The organism is Rathayibacter sp. AY2B5 (assembly GCF_002931645.1).
In the GTDB taxonomy this organism is placed as follows: domain Bacteria; phylum Actinomycetota; class Actinomycetes; order Actinomycetales; family Microbacteriaceae; genus Rathayibacter.
In genome coordinates this window covers 75643-96143 of record NZ_PSUE01000012.1, presented here as the reverse complement: position 1 = coordinate 96143, position 20501 = coordinate 75643, and the positions used below count along the sequence as shown (strand labels likewise).

Below are 20501 nucleotides of genomic sequence, written 5' to 3'. Positions count from 1 at the left end.
CGGCTGGCCAAGCAGCTCGAGCGCGCGCGCGGCAGCGCCTTCGGCCGGTCCGAGCTCGAGACGTGGGAGTTCGACGTGCTCTCGGCCCTGCGGCGCGCGGGAGCGCCCTACCGGATGAGCCCCAAGCAGCTCCTCCAGGCGACCATGGTCACCAGCGGCACCATGACCAACCGCATCGACCGGCTGGTCGAGCGCGACCTGGTCGAGCGCCTCGACGACCCGAACGACGGGCGCGGCGTGCTGGTGCAGATGACGCCGTCGGGACTCGCCCGGGTCGACGCGGCGATCACCCGCCTGGTCGACGCGGAGCAGGAGCTGCTCGGCGCGCTCACCCACGCCCAGCAGGAGCGGCTGGCGCAGCTCCTCCGCAAGCTCTCCCTCGACTTCGGCTGAGCCGGTCGCCCCGGGCCCGGGACCGCGTCCCGCACACGCGGTACGGGACAGCTGCCGGAGCGGCGGAGGAGACCGGCGTCAGCCCTCGAGCTGCTCCGAGAGCTCCAGCCAGCGCATCTCGAGCTCTGCCGCCTCGTCCTCGTAGGCGCGGAGCGAGGCGTTCAGCGCCAGGATCCCGTCGTAGTCGTCCTGGTCGTGCGTCGCCATCTTCTCGTGCACGGTCTTCGTCAGCTGCGTGAGCTTGTGCAGGCGCCGGTCGATCGCCGACACCTCCTTCTCCGCGGTGCGGCGCTCGGCCCCCGCGAGTCCGCTCGACGCCGGCGCGCCGGAGGAGGAGCCCGACGAGGCCGCCGCGGGCGCGCCCTTCTCGAGCGCGCGGCGCAGGTCGAGGTACTGCTCGACGCCGCCGGGCAGGTGGCGGAACGCGCCGTCCATCACGGCGTACTGCTGGTCGGTGACGCGCTCGAGCAGGTACCGGTCGTGCGAGACGACGAGCAGGGTGCCCGGCCAGGAGTCGAGCAGGTCCTCGATCGCGGCGAGCATGTCGGTGTCGAGGTCGTTGGTCGGCTCGTCGAGGATCAGCACGTTGGGCTCGCTGAGCAGGATGAGCAGGAGCTGGAGCCTCCGGCGCTGACCGCCCGAGAGGTCCTTCACCGGCGTCGAGAGCTGCGCGCTCGAGAAGCCGAGCCGCTCGAGCAGCTGGCCCGGGGTCATCTCCTTGCCGCCGATGGAGTAGCTGGTGCGCTGCTCCGCGATGATCTCGCGGACGGGCCGGTGCTGGACCCCGGTCAGCTCGCGCAGCTGCTGGTCGAGGATCGCGACGCGCACGGTGGTGCCGCGCTTCACCCGGCCACTCGTCGGCTCCACGCTGCCCGCGACCAGGCCGAGGAGGGTCGACTTGCCGGCGCCGTTCACGCCGAGGATGCCGGTGCGCTCGCCGGGTGCGATCCGCCACTCGATGCGGTTGAGGACGGTCCGCTCGCCGTAGCGGACCGTGACGTCCAGCAGGTCGACGACGTCCTTGCCCAGGCGGGAGACGGCGAGCTGCGAGAGCGAGACCGAGTCGCGCACCGGGGGCTCGTCCTCGATCAGCTGGTTCGCGGCGTCGATCCGGAACTTGGGCTTGGCCGTGCGGGCGGGGGCGCCGCGGCGGAGCCAGGCGAGCTCCTTCTTCATCAGGTTCTGGCGCTTGGCCTCCATGGTCGAGGCCATCCGGTCGCGCTCGACGCGCTGCAGGATGTACGCAGCGTACCCGCCCTCGAACGGCTCGACGAGGCGGTCGTGCACCTCCCAGGTGGCGGTGCAGATCTCGTCGAGGAACCACCGGTCGTGGGTGACGACCGCGAGCCCGCCCGACGACGCCGCCCAGCGGCGCTTGAGGTGCTCGGCGAGCCAGGCGATGCCCTCGACGTCGAGGTGGTTGGTGGGCTCGTCGAGGAAGACGACGTCCCAGTCGCCGACGAGCAGCTTCGCGAGGGCGACCCGGCGCCGCTGCCCGCCCGAGAGGGAGCCGACCACTCCGTCCCAGGGGACGTCGCGCAGCAGGCCCGCGATCACGTCTCGGGTGCGCGCGTCGCCCGCCCACTCGTGCTCCTGGAGCCCGCCGACGACGGCCTGGGCGACGGTGAGGTCCTCATCGACCGTGTCGGCCTGGTCGAGCATCCCGAGCGTGACGCCGCGGCGGTGCGTGACGCGGCCGCTGTCCGGCTCGATGCGCTGCGCGAGCAGGCGCAGGAGGGTCGACTTGCCGTCGCCGTTGCGTCCGACGATCCCGATGCGGTCGCCCTCCTCGATCCCCAGGGAGACGTCGTCGAAGATCACGCGTGTGGGGTACTCGAGTCGCAGCGCCTCGGCGCCCAGCAGATGTGCCATAGGGATCCAGCCTAGGCGGTGCCGCCTGAGCGGTCCGCCGCGGGTCGATCACAGTGCGGCCGGGTCGCGGCCCCCGGACCTCAGCCCGCGGCTGCCGGCTCCGAGACGGACACCGAGCGGCGGTGCAGTCCCGTGGCACCGTCGGGAGCGGGCGGGCGCTCGACCGTGGTCTGCACCGTGCCGTCCGCGTCGGTGGCGCGCACGGTCACGACGTGGTCGCCGACCGTCGCGTCCCACTCGAGGACCCACTGGATCCACGTGTCCGCGGTGACCTGCTCGGCGAGGCGCGCCTCCTGCCAGGCGCCGCCGTCGATCTGCACCTCCACCTTCGCGATGCCGGTGTGCGGCGCCCAGGCGACTCCCGCCACGGCGACCGTCCCCGCCTCGACGGGCTGGCCCTGGCGCGGCACATCGATCCGCGACTCGATCTTGATCGGACCGCGCTCGGTCCAGCCGCGCGTCGACCAGTACGCCAGGTCCTCCGCGAAGGTCGTGACCTTCAGCTCGACGACCCACTTCGTCGCCGAGACGTAGCCGTACAGGCCGGGGACGACCATCCGGACGGGGAAGCCGTGCTCGACCGGGAGCGGCTCGCCGTTCATCCCGACGGCGAGCAGGCTCGCGCGGTCCTCGTCCTGCAGCACGTCGAGCGGGCTGGAGGCGGTGAAGCCGTCGATGCTCCGCGAGAGCACCATGTCGGCGCCGGCGGTCGGCCGGGCCCGGGCCAGCAGCTCGCGGATCGGGTATCCCAGCCAGAGGGCGGTGCCGATCAGGTCGCCGCCGACCTCGTTGGACACGCAGGACAGGGTGACCAGGTGCTCCTCGAGCGGCAGCGCGAGCAGCTCGTCCCAGGTGATCTCGATCTCCTCCTCCACCATGCCGGTGATCTTCAGCGACCAGTCGGCGGGCTCGACCGACGGCACCGAGAGCGCGGTGTCGATCCGGTAGAACGAGGAGTTGGGAGTGACGTAGGAGCTGATGCCGTCGATGTCGTCGAGCACGGCGCCCGCCGGGACGGGCGCGGCGGCCGAGGCGGGAGCCGGCAGGGACACGGCCTCGCGCACGGCGGTGACGGCGGCGGAGGCGGACGTGAGGAAGCGGGCGCCGATGCCGGCGGCGACCGCGGCGACTCCGGCGATCCCGACCAGGCGGAGGAACGACCGGCGGTCCGGGGAGTCGCTCTCGCGCTCCTCCTGCCAGCCGCGGAGGCGGACGGAGGCCGAGCGCAGCACCGCGGCACCGGCCACCATGCCCACGACGCTCGGCGCCGCGTCGATCCCGGACGCGCCCTCGCGGCTGACGGCGGCGAGCGCACCGGCGCCCGCGACGACGGCCAGCAGCAGCACGCCGAACGGCGGGCGGCGGTACTCGAGGACCCCGGCGCCGACGGCCAGCAGCGCGATCGCGAGGCCGATCGAGACCAGCAGCACGAGCTTGTCGCCGGTGCCGAAGAGCGCGATGACCGTGTCCTTCACGCCCGGGGGCACGATGTCGATGACGAAGCCGCCGACCGCGACCAGCGGACTGCCGCCCGCTCCGGTGAAGACCGCGACGACCTCGGCGGCCGCGAGGGCGACGACGGCGGCCACGATCCCGGAGAGGATCGCGAAGAGGGTGGCTCGGCGGGACATGAGCGGCACTCTAAGCCACGAGGTCGGAACTTCTCTGCGGACCGTCTGTGGAGGGCGCCGGGCGCGAGGCTCGCGAGCCCCGCTCCGGAGGCACCGCCCCCGCGACTAGGTCGACAGCAGGCGCGCCCCGTGGACCGGGCCGGACACCCGCACGGCGCTCAGCCGCGCGGAGCTCAGCTCGCGCTGCAGGTCGGCCGCCGCATCGGCGTCCGGAGCGAGGAACGCGACGGTCGGGCCGGACCCCGAGACGAGGCCGCCGAGCGCTCCGCGGCCCTCGCCGAGCTCGAGGATGCGGGCGAGCCCGGGCTGCAGGTGCAGCGCCGGCGCCTGCAGGTCGTTGTGCATCGCGTCGGCGAGCATGGCGGCGTCGCCGGCGCGGAGGGCCTGCAGCACGTTGGGATCGATGGCGGGGGTCGCCGAGATCGGGCGGAAGTCGTGCAGGTGGCGCTCGCGGTGCCGGTCGAGCTCGCTGTAGACCTCGGGGGTCGACAGGCCCTCCTCCGAGAGGACCAGCACCCACTCGAAGCGGCCCTTGGCGAGCGCCGGGCTCAGCTCGTCGCCTCGGCCGACTCCGATCGCGGTGCCGCCGGTGAAGGAGAAGGGGACGTCGGCGCCGAGGCTCGCGGCGATGCCCAGCAGCTGCTCCCTCGTGCAGGCCGTGCCCCAGAGCGCGTCGCAGGCGAGCAGGGTCGCCGCCGCGTCGGCCGAGCCGCCGCCCATGCCGCCGGCGATGGGGACGTTCTTCTCGATCTCGAGGTGCACGCCGCCGCGGTAGCCGGTCGCCCGGGCGAGCGCCCGAGCCGCCTTGATCGCGAGGTTGGAGCCGTCGACGGCCAGGCGGGAGGTGTCGATCGAGCCCGAGAAGGAGACCGAGAAGTCGGCCGCCTCCTCCGCGAACACGTCCTCGTAGAGGGAGAGCGACTGGAACGCGGTGGCCAGCTCGTGGTACCCGTCGTCGCGCACGGCGCCGACCTTGAGGAACACGTTGATCTTGCCGGGCGCCCGCGCGTGGACCCGGTTCGACGTCGCGCGGTGGGCCATGCATCCACGCTACAGGGTGGCGGAGGCGCCCTCGTCCGCACCCGGGGCGGGCTCCCCGTCGCCGTCCGCGTCGTCCCCGTCGGTCTCCGCCAGCGACCCGTCGGGCACCGCCGCGCCGCGCACGGGGACCCGCGCCGGATCGAGCTCGCGGCCCAGGCGGACGAAGGCGGCGACGTCCAGCTCCTCGCCGCGCGCGGTCTGCGGGACGCCGGCGCGCTCGAGCGCGACGATCGCCGCGGCGCTGTCGCCGAAGAGGGTCGCGAGCGACTGGCGGAGCATCTTCCTCCGCTGCGCGAACGCCGCGTCGACGACCGCGAAGACGGCGCGGCGCAGGGTCTCGTCGCCCGGCTCCTCGCCGCGGTCGAACGCGACGAGCACGCTGTCGACGTTCGGCACCGGCCAGAAGATCTGACGCGAGACCGCGCCGCCCGTCGTCCAGGAGCCGAACCACGCCGCCTTGACGCTCGGGCCGCCGTAGACCTTGGAGCCGGGACCGGCGGCGAGCCGGTGCCCGACCTCGGACTGCACCATCACCACTCCGGACCGGATGCTGGCGAAGTGCTCGAGGAAGTGCAGGAGCACCGGCACCGAGATGTTGTACGGGAGGTTGGCGACGAGCCGGACCGGCTCCCCCGGCAGGTCGAGCACCTTCATCGCGTCGGCGTGCACGACCGCGAGATCGGCGCCCGGCGCCATCAGCTCGACGGTGCGCGGCAGCTGCTCGGCGAGGCGCCCGTCGATCTCGACGGCCACGACCTGCGCGCCCGCCTCGAGCAGGCCGAGGGTCAGCGATCCGAGGCCGGGGCCGATCTCGACGACGGTCTCCCCCGGGCGCACCCGAGCGAGCTTGACGATGCGGCGGACCGTGTTGGCGTCGTGCACGAAGTTCTGGCCGAGCTTCTTGGTCGGCGTGACGTCGAGGAGGCCCGCGAGGTCGCGGATCTCGGCCGGGCCCAGCAGGCGCGGGATCGCGGCGCCCGTCGGCTCGGCGGCGTGGCGGCCGCTCATGCGAGGGGTCCGACCGGCTCCGTCGGCTCGGAGCCGACCTCGCCGCCCCACTCGCCGTACACGGCCTCCGTGTTCGAGGCGATCGTCGCGGCCAGGTGGCCGACGTCGGTCTCGAGGGTCGCGGCCATCGAGCGCAGGGTGTGCGGGAGGAGGTAGGGCGCGTTCGGGCGGCCGCGGAAGGGCGACGGAGTGAGGTACGGCGCGTCGGTCTCGACCAGGATGAGGTGCCGAGGAGTCGCGACGAGCGCCTCCCGCAGCGGCTCGGCGTTCTTGAACGTCACGGTGCCGGCGAAGGAGAGGTACCAGCCCTCGTCCGTGCACATCCGCGCCATCTCCGCGTCCCCGGAGAAGCAGTGGAAGACGGTGCGCTCGGGGGCGCCGACGCGGCGCAGGGTCTCGATGACCTCGCGGTGCGCGTCGCGGTCGTGGATCTGCAGCGCGAGGTCGTGCTCCTTCGCGATGCGGATGTGCTCCTCGAAGGAGCGGAACTGCGCGGCGCGGCCGCTCTCGCCGGTGCGGAAGAAGTCGAGCCCGGTCTCGCCGATGGCGCGCACCCGCGGCTGCTCCGCCAGCTCGGCGATCACGGCGAGGGCGGCGTCGAGCTCGCCGCGCTGCTCCAGCTCGGGCGCCTCGTTGGGGTGGATCGCGACGGCGGCCAGCATGCGCGGCTCGCTCGCCGCCTGCTCGGCCGACCAGCGGCTCGTCTCGACGTCCGTGCCGACCTGGACGACGCCGCGGACCCCGACGGTGGAGGCCCGGTCGAGCTGCTCGCGGTGGTCGAGCGGCTCGAGGCCGTCGGCGATCTCGAGGTGCGTGTGGTTGTCGTAGACGGGGACGACGAGCGCCTCGGGCAGCGGCGGGTACGTCAGGTCGCGGCCGGACGAGGCCTCGCGGGAGCGGACGTGCTGGCTGTCGGTCATGCGCTCCAGGCTACCGGGAGGGCTCGCGGGGGTCGGAGTCCTGGGCGGACGAGGGCCGAGAGCGGCCGCCGAGGCGCCCTGAGCGGATCGGGTCAGCACCCGATCGGATCGGGACAGCCCGCCTCCCGCGCCGCCGGGAGGCTGGAGCCATGACAGACACCGAGCTCCTCGCCCCTTCCGCATCCGGCTCCCTCGCCGGACGCCACGCCCTCGTCACCGGATCCTCGAGCGGGATCGGCGCGGCCATCGCCCGCCGCCTCGCCGGGGCCGGCGCTCACGTCCTCGTGCACGGACGCGACCCCGAGCGGGTCGGGTCCGTCGTCCGCGGCATCCGCGCCGACGGGGGCACCGCCTCCGCGCTCGTCGCCGACCTCGCGGGCACGCCGGAGGAGACCCGCGCCGTCGCCGAGCGGGCGCTGACCCTCCTCGACGGGCGGATCGACTTCATCGTCAACAACGCCGGAGTGTTCCCGGTGGGGCCGACCGCCGACCTCAGCGACGCCGACGTCGAGTCCCTCCTCACCACGAACATCCGCGTGCCGCACCAGCTCGTCGCGGCGATCGCCCCGGCCATGGCCGAGCGCGGGAGCGGAGTAGTCGTCAACATCACCTCGTGGATGGGACGGGTGGGAACGCCCGGGACCGCGCTCTACCCCGCGACCAAGGCGGCGCTGGAGCACCTCACGCGGGCGTGGGCGGCCGAGTACGGCCCGAGCGGCGTGCGCGTGGTCGCCGTCGCGCCCGGCGCGACTCTCACGCCCGGCAACGAGCACGCCGCGGCGATCCTGGAGCAGATGACCGCGTCCGCCCCCGCCGGCCGGCCCGGACGTCCGGACGAGATCGCCCTGGCCGTGCGCTGGCTCGTCTCGGACGAGGCCTCGTACGTCCACGGCACGACGCTCGACGTCGACGGAGGCATCGTCGGCGCCCGCGTCTGACGCCGCGGCACGCGCCGCTCGAAGTCCCCGCGACAGCGCCCGCCGCTCAGTGGATCTGGACGAGCGGCCCGGGGTGGAGCGCGGCGTCGGCCGCGGGGGTCGTCTCGTAGGCGCGGCGGTAGTCGCGCCCGAAGTGCGACGCGCTCGCGTAGCCGACCGCGGCCGCGGCCTGCGCGGCGGTGTCGCCCCGGACCAGGAGCAGCCTCCTGGCCTCCCCGAGGCGGAGCCGCCGCAGGTAGCCCAGCGGCGACATCCCGGTCAGCTCGCGGAAGCGGCGGGTGAGTGTGGGCACGCTGGTGCCCGCCTCCGCGGCGAGCGCGCCGAGGGTCCATCCGCGCGACAGCGACGCGCTCATCGCCTCGACCGCGCGGGAGACGGCCTCCGAGCGGACGGTGCTGGACGCGGCCAGCAGCCGGGGCGCCTGGTCCGTCTGCAGCAGCCGCAGCACGAGCTCGCGCGTGATCGCGTGGGCGAGCACCGGGATGTCGGCGGGGGCGTCGAGCAGACGGAAGAGTCGGCGCAGCGAGTCGGCCATCTCCTCCGTGACCGTGCCGATCCGCGGGGCGGGAGCCCGCGGGGCCGTCCGGGGGGCGAGCGCCGCGATCTCGGCCACCACGAGCGGGTCGAGACGCCAGTTGGCCGACAGGAAGTCGCCGCGGTCGCCGGTCTCCACGACGGCCGCGACCACCGGCAGATCGACGGGGGTGATCAGGAAGCGGCCGGCGCCCCACCGCTCGTCGGAGTCGCCGACCACCGAGCGCTTCCGGCCGGCCAGCACCAGGCTGAGGGTCGGCGGGAACCGGGTGTAGACGAGCTCGGTCGGAGCGGTCACCCGGTGCAGGCGCAGGGCGAGCGCGGCGGCGCGCTCGGGGTGCCCGACGTGGCGCCGGGTGAGCTCGGCCGCCTGCTCGAGAGCGTCGAGCACCTCGCGCGTCATCAGCGCCCCGCCGTCCACGGAGCGGAGGGCCGCTCGCACCCGGCCCCCCGCGTTCGGATCACGGCCGTCGGGCACTCCCCTGCGGATCCTCCGCCGGCGAGTCCGCACCGCTCGGCTGCTCGGTCCACGGGTCGAGGCGCGGCCGTCAGGACGCGGGAGCCTCGATGCGCGGGAAGAGCGCGGCGAGCGTGCCGACGGTGGTGCCGACGGGGAGGACTCCCCACCGGCCCGCCTCGCGGATCGGCTGCGCGGTGAGGGCGCCCAGCGACTCCGTCACGCCGAGCGCCTCCCAGAGGGACGCCGTCGCGCGCGGCACGACCGGCGAGAGCAGCACGGCCAGGGCGCGGAGCCCCTCCGTCGCGGTGTAGAGCACCGTGCCGAGGCGCTCGCGCTCCTCGCGCTTGGCGAGTGCCCACGGCTCCTGCTCGGTGATGTAGCCGTTGAGCTCCTCGACGATGCTCCACACGGCGGTGATCGCGTCGTGGATCGCGAGCGCGTCGATCGACCGGTCGGCCGACGCGGCGGCCTCGGCGACGATGCGCTGCACGCGCTCCTCCGCCTCAGTCGGCTCCCCCGGCGCGGGCACGACGCCGTCGTAGTAGCGGTGCAGCATCGCGACGACCCGCGAGGCGAGGTTGCCGAAGCCGTTCGCGAGCTCGGACTGGTAGCGCGCAGACAGGTCCTCCCACGAGAACGAGCCGTCCTGGCCGAAGGTGATGGCCCGGAGGAAGTAGTAGCGGAAGGCGTCGGAGCCGAAGGTGTCGGTGATCTGCTCGGGCGCGATGCCGGTGAGCTTCGACTTCGACATCTTCTCGCCGCCGACCAGCAGCCAGCCGTGGCCGAACACCTGCCGGGGGACCTCGAGGCCCGCGGCCATGAGCATGGCGGGCCAGATCACCGCGTGGAAGCGCAGGATGTCCTTGCCGACGATGTGGGTCGCGGGCCAGCGGCGCTCGAACTCCGCCTCGTCCTGACCGTAGCCGACCGCGGTGATGTAGTTGAGCAGCGCGTCGAACCAGACGTAGACCACGTGCGAGTCGTCCCACGGGACCTTCACGCCCCAGTCGAAGCTGGAGCGGGAGATCGACAGGTCGGCCAGGCCCTGGCGGACGAAGCTCACGACCTCGTTGCGCGCCGACTCGGGCTGGACGAAGTCGGGACGCTCCTCGTAGAGCGCGAGCAGCCGCTCGGTGTACTCGCTCATCTTGAAGAAGTAGTTCTTCTCCTTCAGCAGCTCGACCGGCTTCGAGTGGATCTTGCAGACGTACTGGCCGGCGTAGTCGCCGGTGCCCTCCTCGAGGTCGGACAGCTGCTTGTACTCCTCGCAGCCCACGCAGTAGTAGCCCTCGTACTCGCCGGTGTAGATCGCGTCCTCGTCGTACAGCTTCTGCAGGAACTTCTGGACGTTGACCTCGTGCCGCGCGTCCGTGGTGCGGATGAAGTCGTCGTTGGCGATGTCGATGGTCTCGAGCAGCGGCTGCCAGGCGGTCCTCACGAGGCGGTCGGCCCACTCCTGGGGGGTCGTGCCGTTGGCGGTGGCGGTGCGGAGGATCTTCTGGCCGTGCTCGTCGGTGCCGGTCAGCAGCCAGGTGTCGTCGCCCGCCTGGCGGTGCCAGCGGGTGAGCACGTCGGCGGCGACCTCGGTGTACGCGTGCCCGATGTGCGGGACGTCGTTCACGTAGAAGATCGGGGTCGTGAGGTAGAAGGAGGCGCCGTCGGACATGGCGACCATCCTATTCACCGCGCGGCACCGCTCCCGGCGTGTGACGGAGGCCGTGGACGACCGGCCGCGGGCGCCGTCTGGGAGGGAGCTCTCAGCCGCGGCGGGAGGCGAGCGCCGCCTCGTAGAGAGCGCGGCGCGAGAGCCCCGTGATCTCGGCGACCTCGGCCGACGCCTCCTTGAGCCGCGATCCGGCCTCGACGCGGGCCAGCACGTCGGCCAGCGCGTCCTCGAGCGACGCCTCCCTCGCGGGGGCTCCCTCGACGACCAGGCAGATCTCGCCGCGCAGGCCGTCGGCCGCCCACTCGGCCAGCTCGGCCGCCGTGCCGCGCCGGACCTCCTCGAACATCTTGGTGAGCTCGCGGCAGACGACGACGCGCCGCTCCGGGCCCATCGCCTCGACCAGGTCGGCGAGCGCGTCGCCGATCCGGTGCGGGGACTCGAAGAAGACCATGGTGCGCCGCTCGTCGACGAGCGCCCGGAAGGTCGAGACCCGCTCGCCGTGCCGGCGGGGCAGGAACCCCTCGAAGCTGAAGCGGTCCGTCGGGAGCCCGGACACGGCGAGCGCCATGAGCACCGCCGAGGGACCGGGCAGCGCGGTGACCGCGACTCCCGCCGCCACCGCCGCCTCGACCAGGTGGTAGCCCGGGTCCGAGACCGTGGGCATGCCCGCGTCGCTCAGCACGAGCAGGTCCTCCTCGCGGGCCAGCTCCACCAGCTCGGCGGCGCGCTCGCGCTCGTTGTGGTCGTGCAGGGCGTAGAGGGCGGGCCGGTTCTCGACGCCCAGGGCGCGCATCAGCTGGATGGTCACGCGCGTGTCCTCGGCGGCGACGTGGCGGGCGGAGCCCAGCGCCTCCACGAGCCGGCGGGAGGCGTCGCCGAGGTTTCCGATGGGAGTGCCGGCGAGGATGATCATGCCGCCAGTCTCCCAGGCCGGGTCCGGGGCCTCCCGCCGCGGATCGCCGCCGTCCCGGGAGGAGGCGCCCCGTTAGCATGGCCGGGTGACGGACCGACCGCAGCGCGACTTCGACGACCTGCTCCTGGACGCGGCGGGATCGGCGCGCTCGGTCCCGGTGGAGCCCGCCGAGGCGTCCGCACCGCGGGAGCGCACCCCGCTCCCGGACGTGCCGCGCGGCTCCTGGTTCGACGACCTGCGCGCCCGGCTCGTCGCCTCCCCCGCGCGCCGCCGGCTGTACGAGCTCGGACTGCCGCTGCTGGTGGTCGCCCTGGCCGCGGTGCTGCGGCTGTGGAACCTCGGCCACCCGCGCTCGCTCGTGTTCGACGAGACCTTCTACGTGAAGGACGCCTGGACCCTCTGGAACCTCGGGTTCGAGGGCGCCTGGCCCGAGAACCCGGACCCCGGCTTCGCGGCCGGCGACGTGGACACCTTCACGGGGGCGCCGTCCTTCGTGGTGCATCCGCCGCTGGGCAAGTGGATCATCGGGCTCGGGATGGGCGTGTTCGGCGCGGACGACAGCGTCGGCTGGCGCGTCGCGACCGCCGTCGTGGGGATCCTCGCCGTCGCGCTGGTGATCGTGATCGGCCGCCTCCTGTTCCGCTCCACCCTCCTCTCCTCCTTCGCGGGGCTGATGCTCGCGCTCGACGGCCACGCGATCGTGATGTCGCGGGTGTCGCTCCTGGACGGGATCCTGATGTTCGTCGCGCTCTGCGGGGTCGCGGCGGTGCTGCTGGACCGGCGCTGGGCCGACCTGCAGCTGGCGCGGAAGGTGGCGGCGGGAGCGCTGCCGAGCTGGGGGCCGGTCCTGTGGTGGCGGCCCTGGCTGCTCGCGGCCGGCGTGCTCTTCGGCCTGGCCGCGGGCGTGAAGTGGACGGGCGTCTACTTCCTCGCGGCGTACGGCGTGTACGCGGTGGTCGTCGACGCGCTGATGCGGCGCCGCGCGGGCGTGCCGTTCTGGGGCAGCGGCGCGATCCTCAAGCAGGGTCCGGTCACCTTCCTCCTGGTCGTGCCGATCGCCCTGATCGCCTACCTCGTGACCTGGACGGGCTGGCTGCGCACCTCCGGCGGATGGGCCCGGCAGTGGGCGTCGGAGGCCCCCGGCAACGCCTGGACCGGGGCTCTGGCGTGGGTGCCGGACTGGGCGCAGAGCCTCTGGCACTACCACGTGCAGATGTACGACTACTCGATCAACCTGCGGGCCTCGCACCCCTACGAGGCGAACCCGCTCACCTGGCTGCTCATGCTCCGGCCGACCAGCATGTACTTCGTCGACCAGGCGACGGGCGTCGACGGCTGCACCGCCGCACGCTGCGACGAGGCGATCACCTCGGTCGCCAATCCGCTCATCTGGTACGCCGGGGTCCTGGCGCTGGTGTACCTCCTCTACCGGCTCGCGCGGTACCGGGAGTGGCGCGCCGGCTTCGTGCTGATGGGGATCGTCGCGGGCTACCTGCCGTGGCTCCTCTACCTCGACCGCACGGTGTTCCAGTTCTACTGCGTCGTCTTCGAGCCCTACATGATGCTGGCGCTGGCGCTGACGGCCGGGATCGTGATCGGGAGTCCGGGCGACGAGCGGAGGCAACGCACCCGGGGCGTCCTCGTGGTGCTCGTCTTCGCAGTGGCGGCGGCCGCGCTGACGGCCTACTTCCTGCCGCTCTGGATCGGCGCGCAGACGTCCTTCACCTTCTGGCAGGCCCACATGTGGCTGCCCTCGTGGGTATGATCCGGCGGCTGGGCCCGGGAGTCGCGGCCTGCGCCGTCGCGGCGGTGATCGCGGCCCTGCTGCACGCGACGGTGCCGGCAGTGCCGATGCTGACCGCGGCGGTCGCGCTCGGGATCCTCGTGGCGCAGCTGCCCGCGGCGCGCCCCCTGCTGAGCGGGGCGCTGGCGCCGGGCCTGAAGTTCTCGTCCCGCTCGCTGATGCGCGCCGGCATCGTCCTGCTCGGGCTGAAGCTCTCTCTGATCGACATCGCTGCGCTGGGCTGGGGCGCGATCCTGGTCGTCGTCGGGATCGTCCTGGCCACCTTCGGCCTGACCTGGGCGCTGGGCCGGGCGCTCCGGCTGCCCGGGCAGGAGCCGCTGCTGCTCGCGGCGGGCTTCTCGATCTGCGGGGCCTCGGCGATCGGCGCGATGGCCGGAGCGACCCGGGCGAAGGAGCAGGAGCAGGCGACGCCGGTCGCGCTGGTGACGCTCTGCGGCACGCTCGCGATCGCAGTGCTCCCCGCCCTGCAGCAGCCGCTCGGGCTCTCCGACGTGCAGTTCGGGCACTGGGTCGGCGCCTCGGTCCACGACGTGGGCCAGGTCGTGGCGACGGCCCAGGTGGCCGGAGCGTCGGCGCTGGCCGTGGCGGTCGTGGTGAAGCTCACCCGAGTGGTCATGCTGGCGCCGATGGTCGCGGTGGCGGCGGCGGTCACGAGGCGCCGAGGCGGGACCGGCGGGACGCGCCCGGCGATCGTGCCGCTGTTCGTGGTCGGGTTCCTCGCCGCGGTGCTGCTGCGCACGCTCCTCCCCCTGCCGGAGGGACTGCTCGCCGCCGCCGACACCGCGCAGACCTGGCTCCTCGCCGCGGCCCTCTTCGCGCTCGGCAGCGCCGTCCGGGTGCGCGCGCTCGTGACGACGGGGTGGCGTGCTCTCCTCGTCGCCCTGGTGTCGTGGGCGGCGATCGCGGCGATGGGACTGGCCGCGGTGCAGCTGGCGCTCTGATCGGCGCTCCGATCCGCTCGGCCGCTCTGTCGCGCACGGTCGCTCTGCACTGCGGGACCGCTCTGTTACGCGATGCGTCGCTCCGGCGCGGCGGTGTCGGCGGCTCCCGCTAGCGTCGATCGCATGGCAGATCGTGAGTACGGCTTCAAGACGCGTGCGATCCACGCGGGCAACATCCCCGACGCGGTGACGGGCGCCCGCGCTCTGCCGATCTACCAGACCAGCGCCTTCGTCTTCGACGACACCTCCGACGCCGCGGCCCGCTTCGCGCTGCAGAAGTACGGCAACGTCTACTCGCGCCTGTCGAACCCCACGGTCGCCTCCTTCGAGGAGCGCGTCGCGAGCCTCGAGGGCGGCCTCGGCGCCGTCGCCACGGCCTCCGGGCTCTCGGCGCAGTTCATCACCTTCGCGGCGCTCGTCGGCGCGGGCGACCACGTGGTGTCCTCCGCCAACCTCTACGGCGGATCGATCACCCAGCTCGACGTCACGCTCCGCCGTTTCGGAGTGGACACCACCTTCGTCCGCTCGAGCGACCCGGCCGACTACGCGGCGGCGATCACCGAGAAGACCAAGGTGCTCTACGCCGAGACGATCGCGAACCCCTCCGGCGAGATCGCCGACATCGAGGGCCTCGCCGCGGTCGCGCACGCCGCCGGCATCCCGCTGATCATCGACTCCACGGTCGCCACGCCCTACCTCGTCCGCCCGATCGAGTGGGGCGCCGACATCGTCATCCACTCGGCCACCAAGTTCCTCGGCGGACACGGCACCACGCTCGGCGGCGTCGTCGTCGAGTCGGGGCGCTTCCACTACTCCCCCGAGAAGTTCCCGCTGCTGCACGACCCGGTGGCCTCCTACGGGGACCTGTCGTGGGACGGCAACTTCGGGGAGTACGGCTTCCTCACGCGCCTGCGCGCGGAGCAGCTGCGCGACATCGGGCCGGTCCTCGCTCCGCACTCCGCGTTCCTGCTCGCCCAGGGCGTCGAGACGCTGCCGTACCGGATCCAGGCGCACGTCGACAACGCGCGCCGCGTCGCCGAGTGGCTCGACGCCGACCCCCGGATCGAGGCCGTCTACTGGGCCGGGCTGCCCGCGCACCCGCACCACGACCGCGCGCAGAAGTACCTGCCGAAGGGACCGGGCTCGGTCTTCAGCTTCGTGGTCAAGGGCGGCCGCGCCGTCGGCCAGACCTTCATCGAATCGGTCGACCTCGCCAGCCACCTCGCCAACATCGGCGACGCGAAGACGCTGGTGATCCACCCCGCCTCGACCACCCACGCCCAGCTCACCGAGGACCAGCTCCTCCACGCGGGCGTCCTCCCCGGACTCGTCCGCCTCTCCGTCGGCATCGAGGACGCGGACGACATCATCTACGATCTCGACCAGGCGCTCGCCCGCGCGGTCGAGGAGCACGGCACCCCCGACGCTCCGACCGCGCTCCCCGAGGACACGACCGCCACCCTGCACACCCCGGCCGTGGAGGTCTGAGCATGAGCACCACCGACACCGCCGACACGGTCGTCCAGCTGTCCAACGGGCTGAGCTGCTCGGTCCCGGCGAACTCGCCGCTGGCGAAGATGCTGCGCTCGCAGCGCACCTGGGTGGGCCCCGACGCCCGCAGGCGACTCGACATCCTCCGCCGCGCGAAGACCGTGGCGATCGTCGGCGTCTCGCCGAACCCGGCCCGCTCCTCCTACTTCGTCGCCACCTACCTGCAGCAGTCGAGCGACTACGAGCTCTACTTCGTGAACCCGAACGCCACCGAGATCCTGGGGCAGCCGGTCTACCGCAGTCTCGCCGAGCTCCCGGTCGTGCCCGACATCGTCGACGTGTTCCGCAAGGCGAGCGACATCCCCGCCGTGATCGACGACGTCCTCGCCGTCGGCGCGCCCACGGTCTGGGTGCAGCTGGGGATCTGGAACCAGGAGGCGGCCGAGTACGGCGAGTCGAAGGGCCTGACCGTCGTGATGGACCGCTGCATCAAGGTCGAGCACGCCCGCTTCCACGGCGGCCTGCACCTGCTCGGCTTCGACACCGGCCAGATCTCGGCGCGCAAGACGCTGCGCTGACCCGCCGCAGACCCTCGTCGACGCCGGATCTCCGTGGCTCCTCGACGCGGGCGCGGCTCGGGCGGCGCACTCCGCCGGCCCCGGCGTAGTCTCGGTGGATGAGCGCCTACGTCTCCGTCCTCGACCTGTTCAGCGTGGGGATCGGCCCGTCCAGCTCGCACACCGTCGGGCCGATGCGCGCCGCCCTCGCCCTCGCCGAGCGGATCCGCGACGCCGGGCTCCTCGGCCGTGTGAGCCGGGTGGGCTGCACCCTCTACGGCTCGCTCGGCTCCACCGGGATCGGCCACGGCACCCCCGACGCGGTGGTCGCCGGTCTCGCCGGCCTCGACCCCGAGACGTGCGACCCGGCGCTGGTGCGCGGGGCCTGGCAGCGCCTCGACGCGGAGGGGACGATCCTCCTGGCCGGCGAGCAGCGCCTCGCGATGACGCGCGACGACGTCGTCTTCGAGCCGCGCACGAGGCTGCCGGAGCACCCGAACGCCCTCACCTTCAGCGTCTGGGTCGGAGACGACCCGCTGCCGGTGTGGGAGGAGACCTACTACTCGATCGGCGGCGGCTTCATCCGGCGCGCGGGCGAGCGCGCCGAGCTGGCTGCGCTGGCCCCGCACCCCTACCCCTTCGTCTCCGGGCTCGACCTGCTGGCGACCTGCGATCGGACCCGCTCCGGCATCGCCGAGATCGCCGCCGCGAACGAGCGCGCTCTGCACCCCGGGGTCGACATCGACGCCCGCCTCGACGCGATCTGGGACGCCATGGCCGCCTGCGTCGAGCACGGCCTGGCGACCGACGGCGTGCTGCCGGGCGGCCTGGGCGTCCGCCGCCGGGCCTCGGTGCTCCGCGAGCGGCTCGAGGCCTTCGAGGAGGATCCGCTCGACCGCGCCCGCGCGACCTCGGTGGAGTGGCTCCACGCCTTCGCCCTCGCGGTGAACGAGGAGAACGCCGCAGGCGGGCGCGTCGTGACGGCTCCGACGAACGGAGCGGCGGGCATCATCCCCGCCGTCGGGCACTACTACCTCCGCTTCGTCCCGGGCGCCGACCGCGCGGGGCTGCGCCGCTTCCTCCTCACCGCCACCGCGATCGGCTCGCTCTGCAAGACGAACGCCTCGATCTCCGGTGCGGAGGCGGGCTGCCAGGGCGAGGTCGGCTCGGCCTGCGCGATGGCCGCCGGAGCGCTCTGCGCGGTGCTCGGCGGCAGTCCGCGCCAGGTCGAGAACGCGGCCGAGATCGCGATGGAGCACCACCTCGGACTGACCTGCGACCCGGTCGGCGGGCTCGTGCAGATCCCCTGCATCGAGCGGAACGCGATCGCCTCCTCCACCGCCGTGAGCGCGGCCCGCCTCGCGCTGCACGGCGACGGCGACCACCGCGTCTCGCTCGACGCGGTCATCGAGACGATGCGCCAGACCGGCATCGACATGTCGTCGAAGTACAAGGAGACGAGCGAGGGCGGCCTCGCGGTCAACGTCATCGAGTGCTGAGCGCCCGGCGGCGTCCGTGACCGTGCGTGACGCACGGGGGCGCGCCTGTCGGCGGTCGCGCCTACCGTGGGGCGGGTGAGCACCTCCTCCGCCCCGTACCTCGCCCGGCCGATCGTCTCGACCCAGTGGCTCGCCGACCAGCTCGGCCGCGAGCACCTCGTCGTCGTCGACGCCAGCGTGCTGCTCGTGCCCGGCTTCGACGGGCGGCCCGGCTACCTCAGCGGCGACGAGCAGTACCTCCTCGAGGGGCATGTCCCCGGCGCCGTGTTCGGCGACCTGCTCGAGCAGCTGTCGGATCCGGCGGCTCCCCTGCCCTTCACCCGGCTCGACCCGGAGCGCTTCGCCGCCGCGACCGCCGCGCTCGGCATCGACGACGACTCGGTGGTCGTCGTGTACGACTCCGCGGTCGGCCAGTGGGCCTCGCGCCTGTGGTGGCTGCTGCGCTCGGCCGGGCACGACGCCGTCGCGGTGCTCGACGGCGGGCTCCCGGCCTGGCGGCGGGAGGAGCGCCCGATCGAGACGGGGCATGTCGAGCCCGCCGTGAGCGGTGGCATCAGCGTGCGCGAGGAGCGGCCGCTCTGGATCGACAAGGCCGGCGTCGAGAGCGTCGTGCGCGGCGAGGCTCCCGGGGCGCTGGTCTGCGCGGTCCCGCCGAAGGAGTTCACCGGGGAGGAGGGGCGCCGACCCCGCCTCGGACACCTGCCGGGCTCGCGGAGCGTCCCCGCCGGGAGGCTCGTCGACCGCGCCGACAACACGCTCCTGCCGCCGGAGCGGCTGCGGTCGCTGTTCGGAGACGCTCTCCAGGCCGAGCGGATCGTCCTCTACTGCGGGGGCGGGATCGCCGCGACGGCCGATGCACTCGCACTGGCGGTGCTCGGAGTCCACACGGCGGTCGTCTACGACGGCTCGCTCAACGAGTGGGCCGCCGACCCCGCGGCGCCACTGGTGGTCACGGCCGCGTGAGCAGCTCCTCCGGGAGGCGGGTCGTCGGAAGGGCGCAGACGAAGGCCTCGCAGGAGTAGGCGGTCGGCAGCCCCTCCCGCGAGATCCGCCCCTCGAACAGCTCGAAGCCCGCGTCCGCCCAGTCCCGGGCGCCCTCGTCGGACACGCCGACCAGCACGCCGATCCCGGCGGACCGCGCGCCCTGCACCGCCTCCGCCGCGCCGGGGCCCACGACGACCAGCTGCCGCACCGGGCGAGCCAGCCGCGAAGCGAGCCCGAGCACGGCGCCGAAGCCCATCGGCCGGCGGACCGCGCCCGGAGCGATCGAGGCGACGACCGCCTCGGCCGCCTCCCGGTAGCGCTGCGATCCGGTGAGCAGGTACAGCTCGTGCGCCGCGTCCGCCGTCGCCGACAGGCCGGAGGGGTAGGCGCCCTCGGAGGCATCGGCCGCGAGCAGGAGTCCCCGCGCGGTCAGCGCCGGGTCCCCTCCCCCGGGCAGCGCGAACGGCAGCGGGCCATCGGCCGCGTCGAGCGCGCCGTCGATCAGGGTGCGCGCCGCGACCGCGTAGCGCGGGCGGCCCTCCGCCAGGGCGAGCTCGAGGAGCCCGCCGGCCAGCATCCCGAGGTCCTCCAGCGCCGGGCGGGCCGCGGAGACGGCACCGTCGAGGGAGGCGCGCACCGCGACGCGGCCGTCGACGAGGTGCCGCTGCAGCACCGCGTCCGCCGCGCGCCGGGCGGCGTCGATCCACTCCTCCCGTCCGAGCACGCGTCCGGCGCGGGCGAGCGCGCGGATCGCCAGGCCGTTCCAGCCGGTGACGACCTTCTCGTCGAGAGCGGGTGGCGCGAGGCGGGACCGGTCCTCGGCGAGGTAGTAGCCGCCCTCCGAGCGCTGACCGTCGACGATGCTCTCCGAGTCCTGCGCCGACGCGAAGCCGCCGCCCGGCCGCTCGAGAGTGATCAGGAGGAACGCGGCGACGCCCTCCGCGATCCCGGTCAGCTCCTCCACCCGGGCGCCGTCGTGCCCGAGCAGGACGGCCGCGACGTCCAGCAGCTGCGCGTTGTCGTACAGCATCCGCTCGTAGTGCGGATCGCTCCAGTCGGCCTGCGTCGCGTAGCGGAAGAAGCCCCCGTCGCGGTCGCGGAGAGGGGACGCGGCCAGCGCGAGCAGCGTGCGCTCGGCGAGCGCCGCTCCCGAGGGCCGCGAGGCCAGGAACCCGAGCACGGGGGCCACCGGGAACTTCGGGGCGCCGCCGAAGCCGCCGTGCACCCGGTCCTCCTCGTCCGCGAGTGCGCGGACGGCGCCGTCGAGCTCGGCGTCGCCGGGCAGTGCGGCATCGGCGGGCAGCGCCGCGGTCGCCTCGCGCAGGGCCGCGGCGAGGCCGCCCGCCGTCGCCTGCACCTCGTCGCGCCGCAGCCGCCACGCCTCCGAGACCGCGTCGAGGACGTCGGAGAAGGCGGGCACGCCGCCGACGGCGCGCGGCGGGAAGTAGGTGCCGGCGAAGAAGGTCTCGCCGGCGGGGGTGGCGAAGGCCGTCAGCGGCCAGCCGAGCTGCCGGGTGAACGCGCTCGCGGCCGTCAGGTAGGCCGTGTCGACGTCCGGGTGCTCCTCGCGGTCGACCTTCACCGCGACGAAGTCCGCGTTCAGCCGCGCGGCGAGCACCGGATCCGAGAACGACTCCCGCGCCATCACGTGGCACCAGTGGCAGGTGGAGTAGCCGATGGACACCATCACCGGGACGTCGCGGCGCACCGCCTCGGCGAACGCCTCCTCGCCCCAGGGGAACCAGTCGACCGGATTGTCCGCGTGCGAGCGGAGGTAGGGGCTGACACTGGAGCGCAGACGATCGGCCATGCGCTCCACGCTAGACGCGGGCGGAGCCTGCGGTGAGGG

At 73.9% G+C, this 20501-nt stretch carries 17 protein-coding genes; 8 read left to right on the top strand and 9 right to left on the bottom strand.

What is annotated here, in order from left to right:
* Positions 1-393, top strand: a 393-nt coding sequence (locus C5C30_RS09795) for a MarR family winged helix-turn-helix transcriptional regulator (protein WP_104333630.1), incomplete at its 5' end; no start/stop codon positions are given.
* 78 nt (positions 394-471) lie between these two features.
* Here the strand turns inward: C5C30_RS09795 and C5C30_RS09790 are convergent.
* From C5C30_RS09790 to C5C30_RS09770, 5 genes are all read right to left on the bottom strand, one after another.
* A complete protein-coding gene (locus C5C30_RS09790; RefSeq protein WP_104272842.1) occupies positions 472-2265 on the bottom strand; it encodes an ABC-F family ATP-binding cassette domain-containing protein in 1794 nt (597 codons plus the stop codon).
* A gap of 80 nt (positions 2266-2345) precedes the next feature.
* On the bottom strand, positions 2346-3896 hold the full coding sequence (locus tag C5C30_RS09785) for a molybdopterin-dependent oxidoreductase (protein ID WP_104222336.1): 1551 nt from the start codon (positions 3894-3896) through the stop codon (positions 2346-2348).
* Between the two features lie 105 nt (positions 3897-4001).
* The gene (locus C5C30_RS09780; RefSeq protein WP_104222334.1) at positions 4002-4937 is read right to left on the bottom strand and encodes a 4-(cytidine 5'-diphospho)-2-C-methyl-D-erythritol kinase; all 936 of its coding nucleotides are present in this window, start codon (positions 4935-4937) and stop codon (positions 4002-4004) included.
* A gap of 9 nt (positions 4938-4946) precedes the next feature.
* Positions 4947-5945, bottom strand: coding sequence for a 16S rRNA (adenine(1518)-N(6)/adenine(1519)-N(6))-dimethyltransferase RsmA (rsmA, locus tag C5C30_RS09775; RefSeq protein ID WP_181131529.1), 999 nt, complete (start codon positions 5943-5945; stop codon positions 4947-4949).
* Entirely contained in the window at positions 5942-6865 is a 924-nt protein-coding gene (locus C5C30_RS09770) for a TatD family hydrolase (RefSeq protein ID WP_104222332.1), read from the bottom strand. The genes rsmA and C5C30_RS09770 overlap by 4 nt, the downstream gene beginning before the upstream one ends.
* Before the next feature lie 149 nt (positions 6866-7014).
* Here C5C30_RS09770 and C5C30_RS09765 point away from each other — a divergent pair, with 149 nt between their 5' ends.
* Positions 7015-7803, top strand: coding sequence for an SDR family NAD(P)-dependent oxidoreductase (locus C5C30_RS09765; RefSeq protein WP_104333629.1), 789 nt, complete (start codon positions 7015-7017; stop codon positions 7801-7803).
* A 46-nt stretch (positions 7804-7849) separates the two neighbouring features.
* Here the strand turns inward: C5C30_RS09765 and C5C30_RS09760 are convergent, their stop codons facing one another.
* The 3 genes from C5C30_RS09760 to rsmI all read right to left on the bottom strand — a co-directional run bounded on the left by C5C30_RS09760 (position 7850) and on the right by rsmI (position 11376).
* Positions 7850-8815 carry an AraC family transcriptional regulator gene (locus tag C5C30_RS09760; protein WP_258063283.1) on the bottom strand — a complete coding sequence of 322 codons (966 nt, stop codon included), beginning with the start codon at positions 8813-8815 and terminating at the stop codon, positions 7850-7852.
* Between the two features lie 70 nt (positions 8816-8885).
* Positions 8886-10463 carry a methionine--tRNA ligase gene (metG, locus tag C5C30_RS09755; protein WP_104226924.1) on the bottom strand — a complete coding sequence of 526 codons (1578 nt, stop codon included), beginning with the start codon at positions 10461-10463 and terminating at the stop codon, positions 8886-8888.
* Between the two features lie 91 nt (positions 10464-10554).
* Positions 10555-11376 (bottom strand): 16S rRNA (cytidine(1402)-2'-O)-methyltransferase, encoded by an 822-nt coding sequence (rsmI, locus tag C5C30_RS09750; protein WP_104226923.1) that lies wholly within the window; start codon positions 11374-11376, stop codon positions 10555-10557.
* An 85-nt stretch (positions 11377-11461) separates the two neighbouring features.
* Between rsmI and C5C30_RS09745 the strand changes: the two genes are divergently transcribed.
* The 6 genes from C5C30_RS09745 (at position 11462) to C5C30_RS09720 (ending at position 18631) form a co-directional block, all read left to right on the top strand.
* Positions 11462-13141 (top strand): dolichyl-phosphate-mannose--protein mannosyltransferase, encoded by a 1680-nt coding sequence (locus C5C30_RS09745; protein ID WP_258065887.1) that lies wholly within the window; start codon positions 11462-11464, stop codon positions 13139-13141.
* Positions 13138-14121 (top strand): YeiH family protein, encoded by a 984-nt coding sequence (locus C5C30_RS09740; protein WP_104226922.1) that lies wholly within the window; start codon positions 13138-13140, stop codon positions 14119-14121. The genes C5C30_RS09745 and C5C30_RS09740 overlap by 4 nt, the downstream gene beginning before the upstream one ends.
* Before the next feature lie 123 nt (positions 14122-14244).
* Positions 14245-15609 carry an O-acetylhomoserine aminocarboxypropyltransferase/cysteine synthase family protein gene (locus C5C30_RS09735; RefSeq protein WP_104333628.1) on the top strand — a complete coding sequence of 455 codons (1365 nt, stop codon included), beginning with the start codon at positions 14245-14247 and terminating at the stop codon, positions 15607-15609.
* Positions 15610-15611: 2 nt separating this feature from the next.
* Positions 15612-16190, top strand: coding sequence for a CoA-binding protein (locus tag C5C30_RS09730; protein WP_104333627.1), 579 nt, complete (start codon positions 15612-15614; stop codon positions 16188-16190).
* A gap of 98 nt (positions 16191-16288) precedes the next feature.
* The gene (locus C5C30_RS09725; RefSeq protein WP_104329440.1) at positions 16289-17668 is read left to right on the top strand and encodes an L-serine ammonia-lyase; all 1380 of its coding nucleotides are present in this window, start codon (positions 16289-16291) and stop codon (positions 17666-17668) included.
* A gap of 75 nt (positions 17669-17743) precedes the next feature.
* Positions 17744-18631 (top strand): sulfurtransferase, encoded by an 888-nt coding sequence (locus C5C30_RS09720; RefSeq protein WP_146081508.1) that lies wholly within the window; start codon positions 17744-17746, stop codon positions 18629-18631.
* Here the strand turns inward: C5C30_RS09720 and C5C30_RS09715 are convergent.
* A complete protein-coding gene (locus tag C5C30_RS09715; RefSeq protein WP_104324209.1) occupies positions 18618-20462 on the bottom strand; it encodes a thioredoxin domain-containing protein in 1845 nt (614 codons plus the stop codon). The genes C5C30_RS09720 and C5C30_RS09715 overlap by 14 nt on opposite strands.
* Between the last annotated feature and the right edge of the window lie 39 nt (positions 20463-20501).

Bases quoted from the DNA above. Each gene is read 5' to 3' on its own strand.
- C5C30_RS09790 (WP_104272842.1), bottom strand. From the start codon at position 2,265: ATGGCACATCTGCTGGGCGCCGAGGCGCTGCGACTCGAGTACCCCACA.
- C5C30_RS09785 (WP_104222336.1), bottom strand. From the start codon at position 3,896: ATGTCCCGCCGAGCCACCCTCTTCGCGATCCTCTCCGGGATCGTGGCC.
- C5C30_RS09780 (WP_104222334.1), bottom strand. From the start codon at position 4,937: ATGGCCCACCGCGCGACGTCGAACCGGGTCCACGCGCGGGCGCCCGGC.
- rsmA (WP_181131529.1), bottom strand. From the start codon at position 5,945: ATGAGCGGCCGCCACGCCGCCGAGCCGACGGGCGCCGCGATCCCGCGC.
- C5C30_RS09770 (WP_104222332.1), bottom strand. From the start codon at position 6,865: ATGACCGACAGCCAGCACGTCCGCTCCCGCGAGGCCTCGTCCGGCCGC.
- C5C30_RS09765 (WP_104333629.1), top strand. From the start codon at position 7,015: ATGACAGACACCGAGCTCCTCGCCCCTTCCGCATCCGGCTCCCTCGCC.
- metG (WP_104226924.1), bottom strand. From the start codon at position 10,463: ATGTCCGACGGCGCCTCCTTCTACCTCACGACCCCGATCTTCTACGTG.
- rsmI (WP_104226923.1), bottom strand. From the start codon at position 11,376: ATGATCATCCTCGCCGGCACTCCCATCGGAAACCTCGGCGACGCCTCC.
- C5C30_RS09740 (WP_104226922.1), top strand. From the start codon at position 13,138: ATGATCCGGCGGCTGGGCCCGGGAGTCGCGGCCTGCGCCGTCGCGGCG.
- C5C30_RS09735 (WP_104333628.1), top strand. From the start codon at position 14,245: ATGGCAGATCGTGAGTACGGCTTCAAGACGCGTGCGATCCACGCGGGC.
- C5C30_RS09730 (WP_104333627.1), top strand. From the start codon at position 15,612: ATGAGCACCACCGACACCGCCGACACGGTCGTCCAGCTGTCCAACGGG.
- C5C30_RS09725 (WP_104329440.1), top strand. From the start codon at position 16,289: ATGAGCGCCTACGTCTCCGTCCTCGACCTGTTCAGCGTGGGGATCGGC.
- C5C30_RS09715 (WP_104324209.1), bottom strand. From the start codon at position 20,462: ATGGCCGATCGTCTGCGCTCCAGTGTCAGCCCCTACCTCCGCTCGCAC.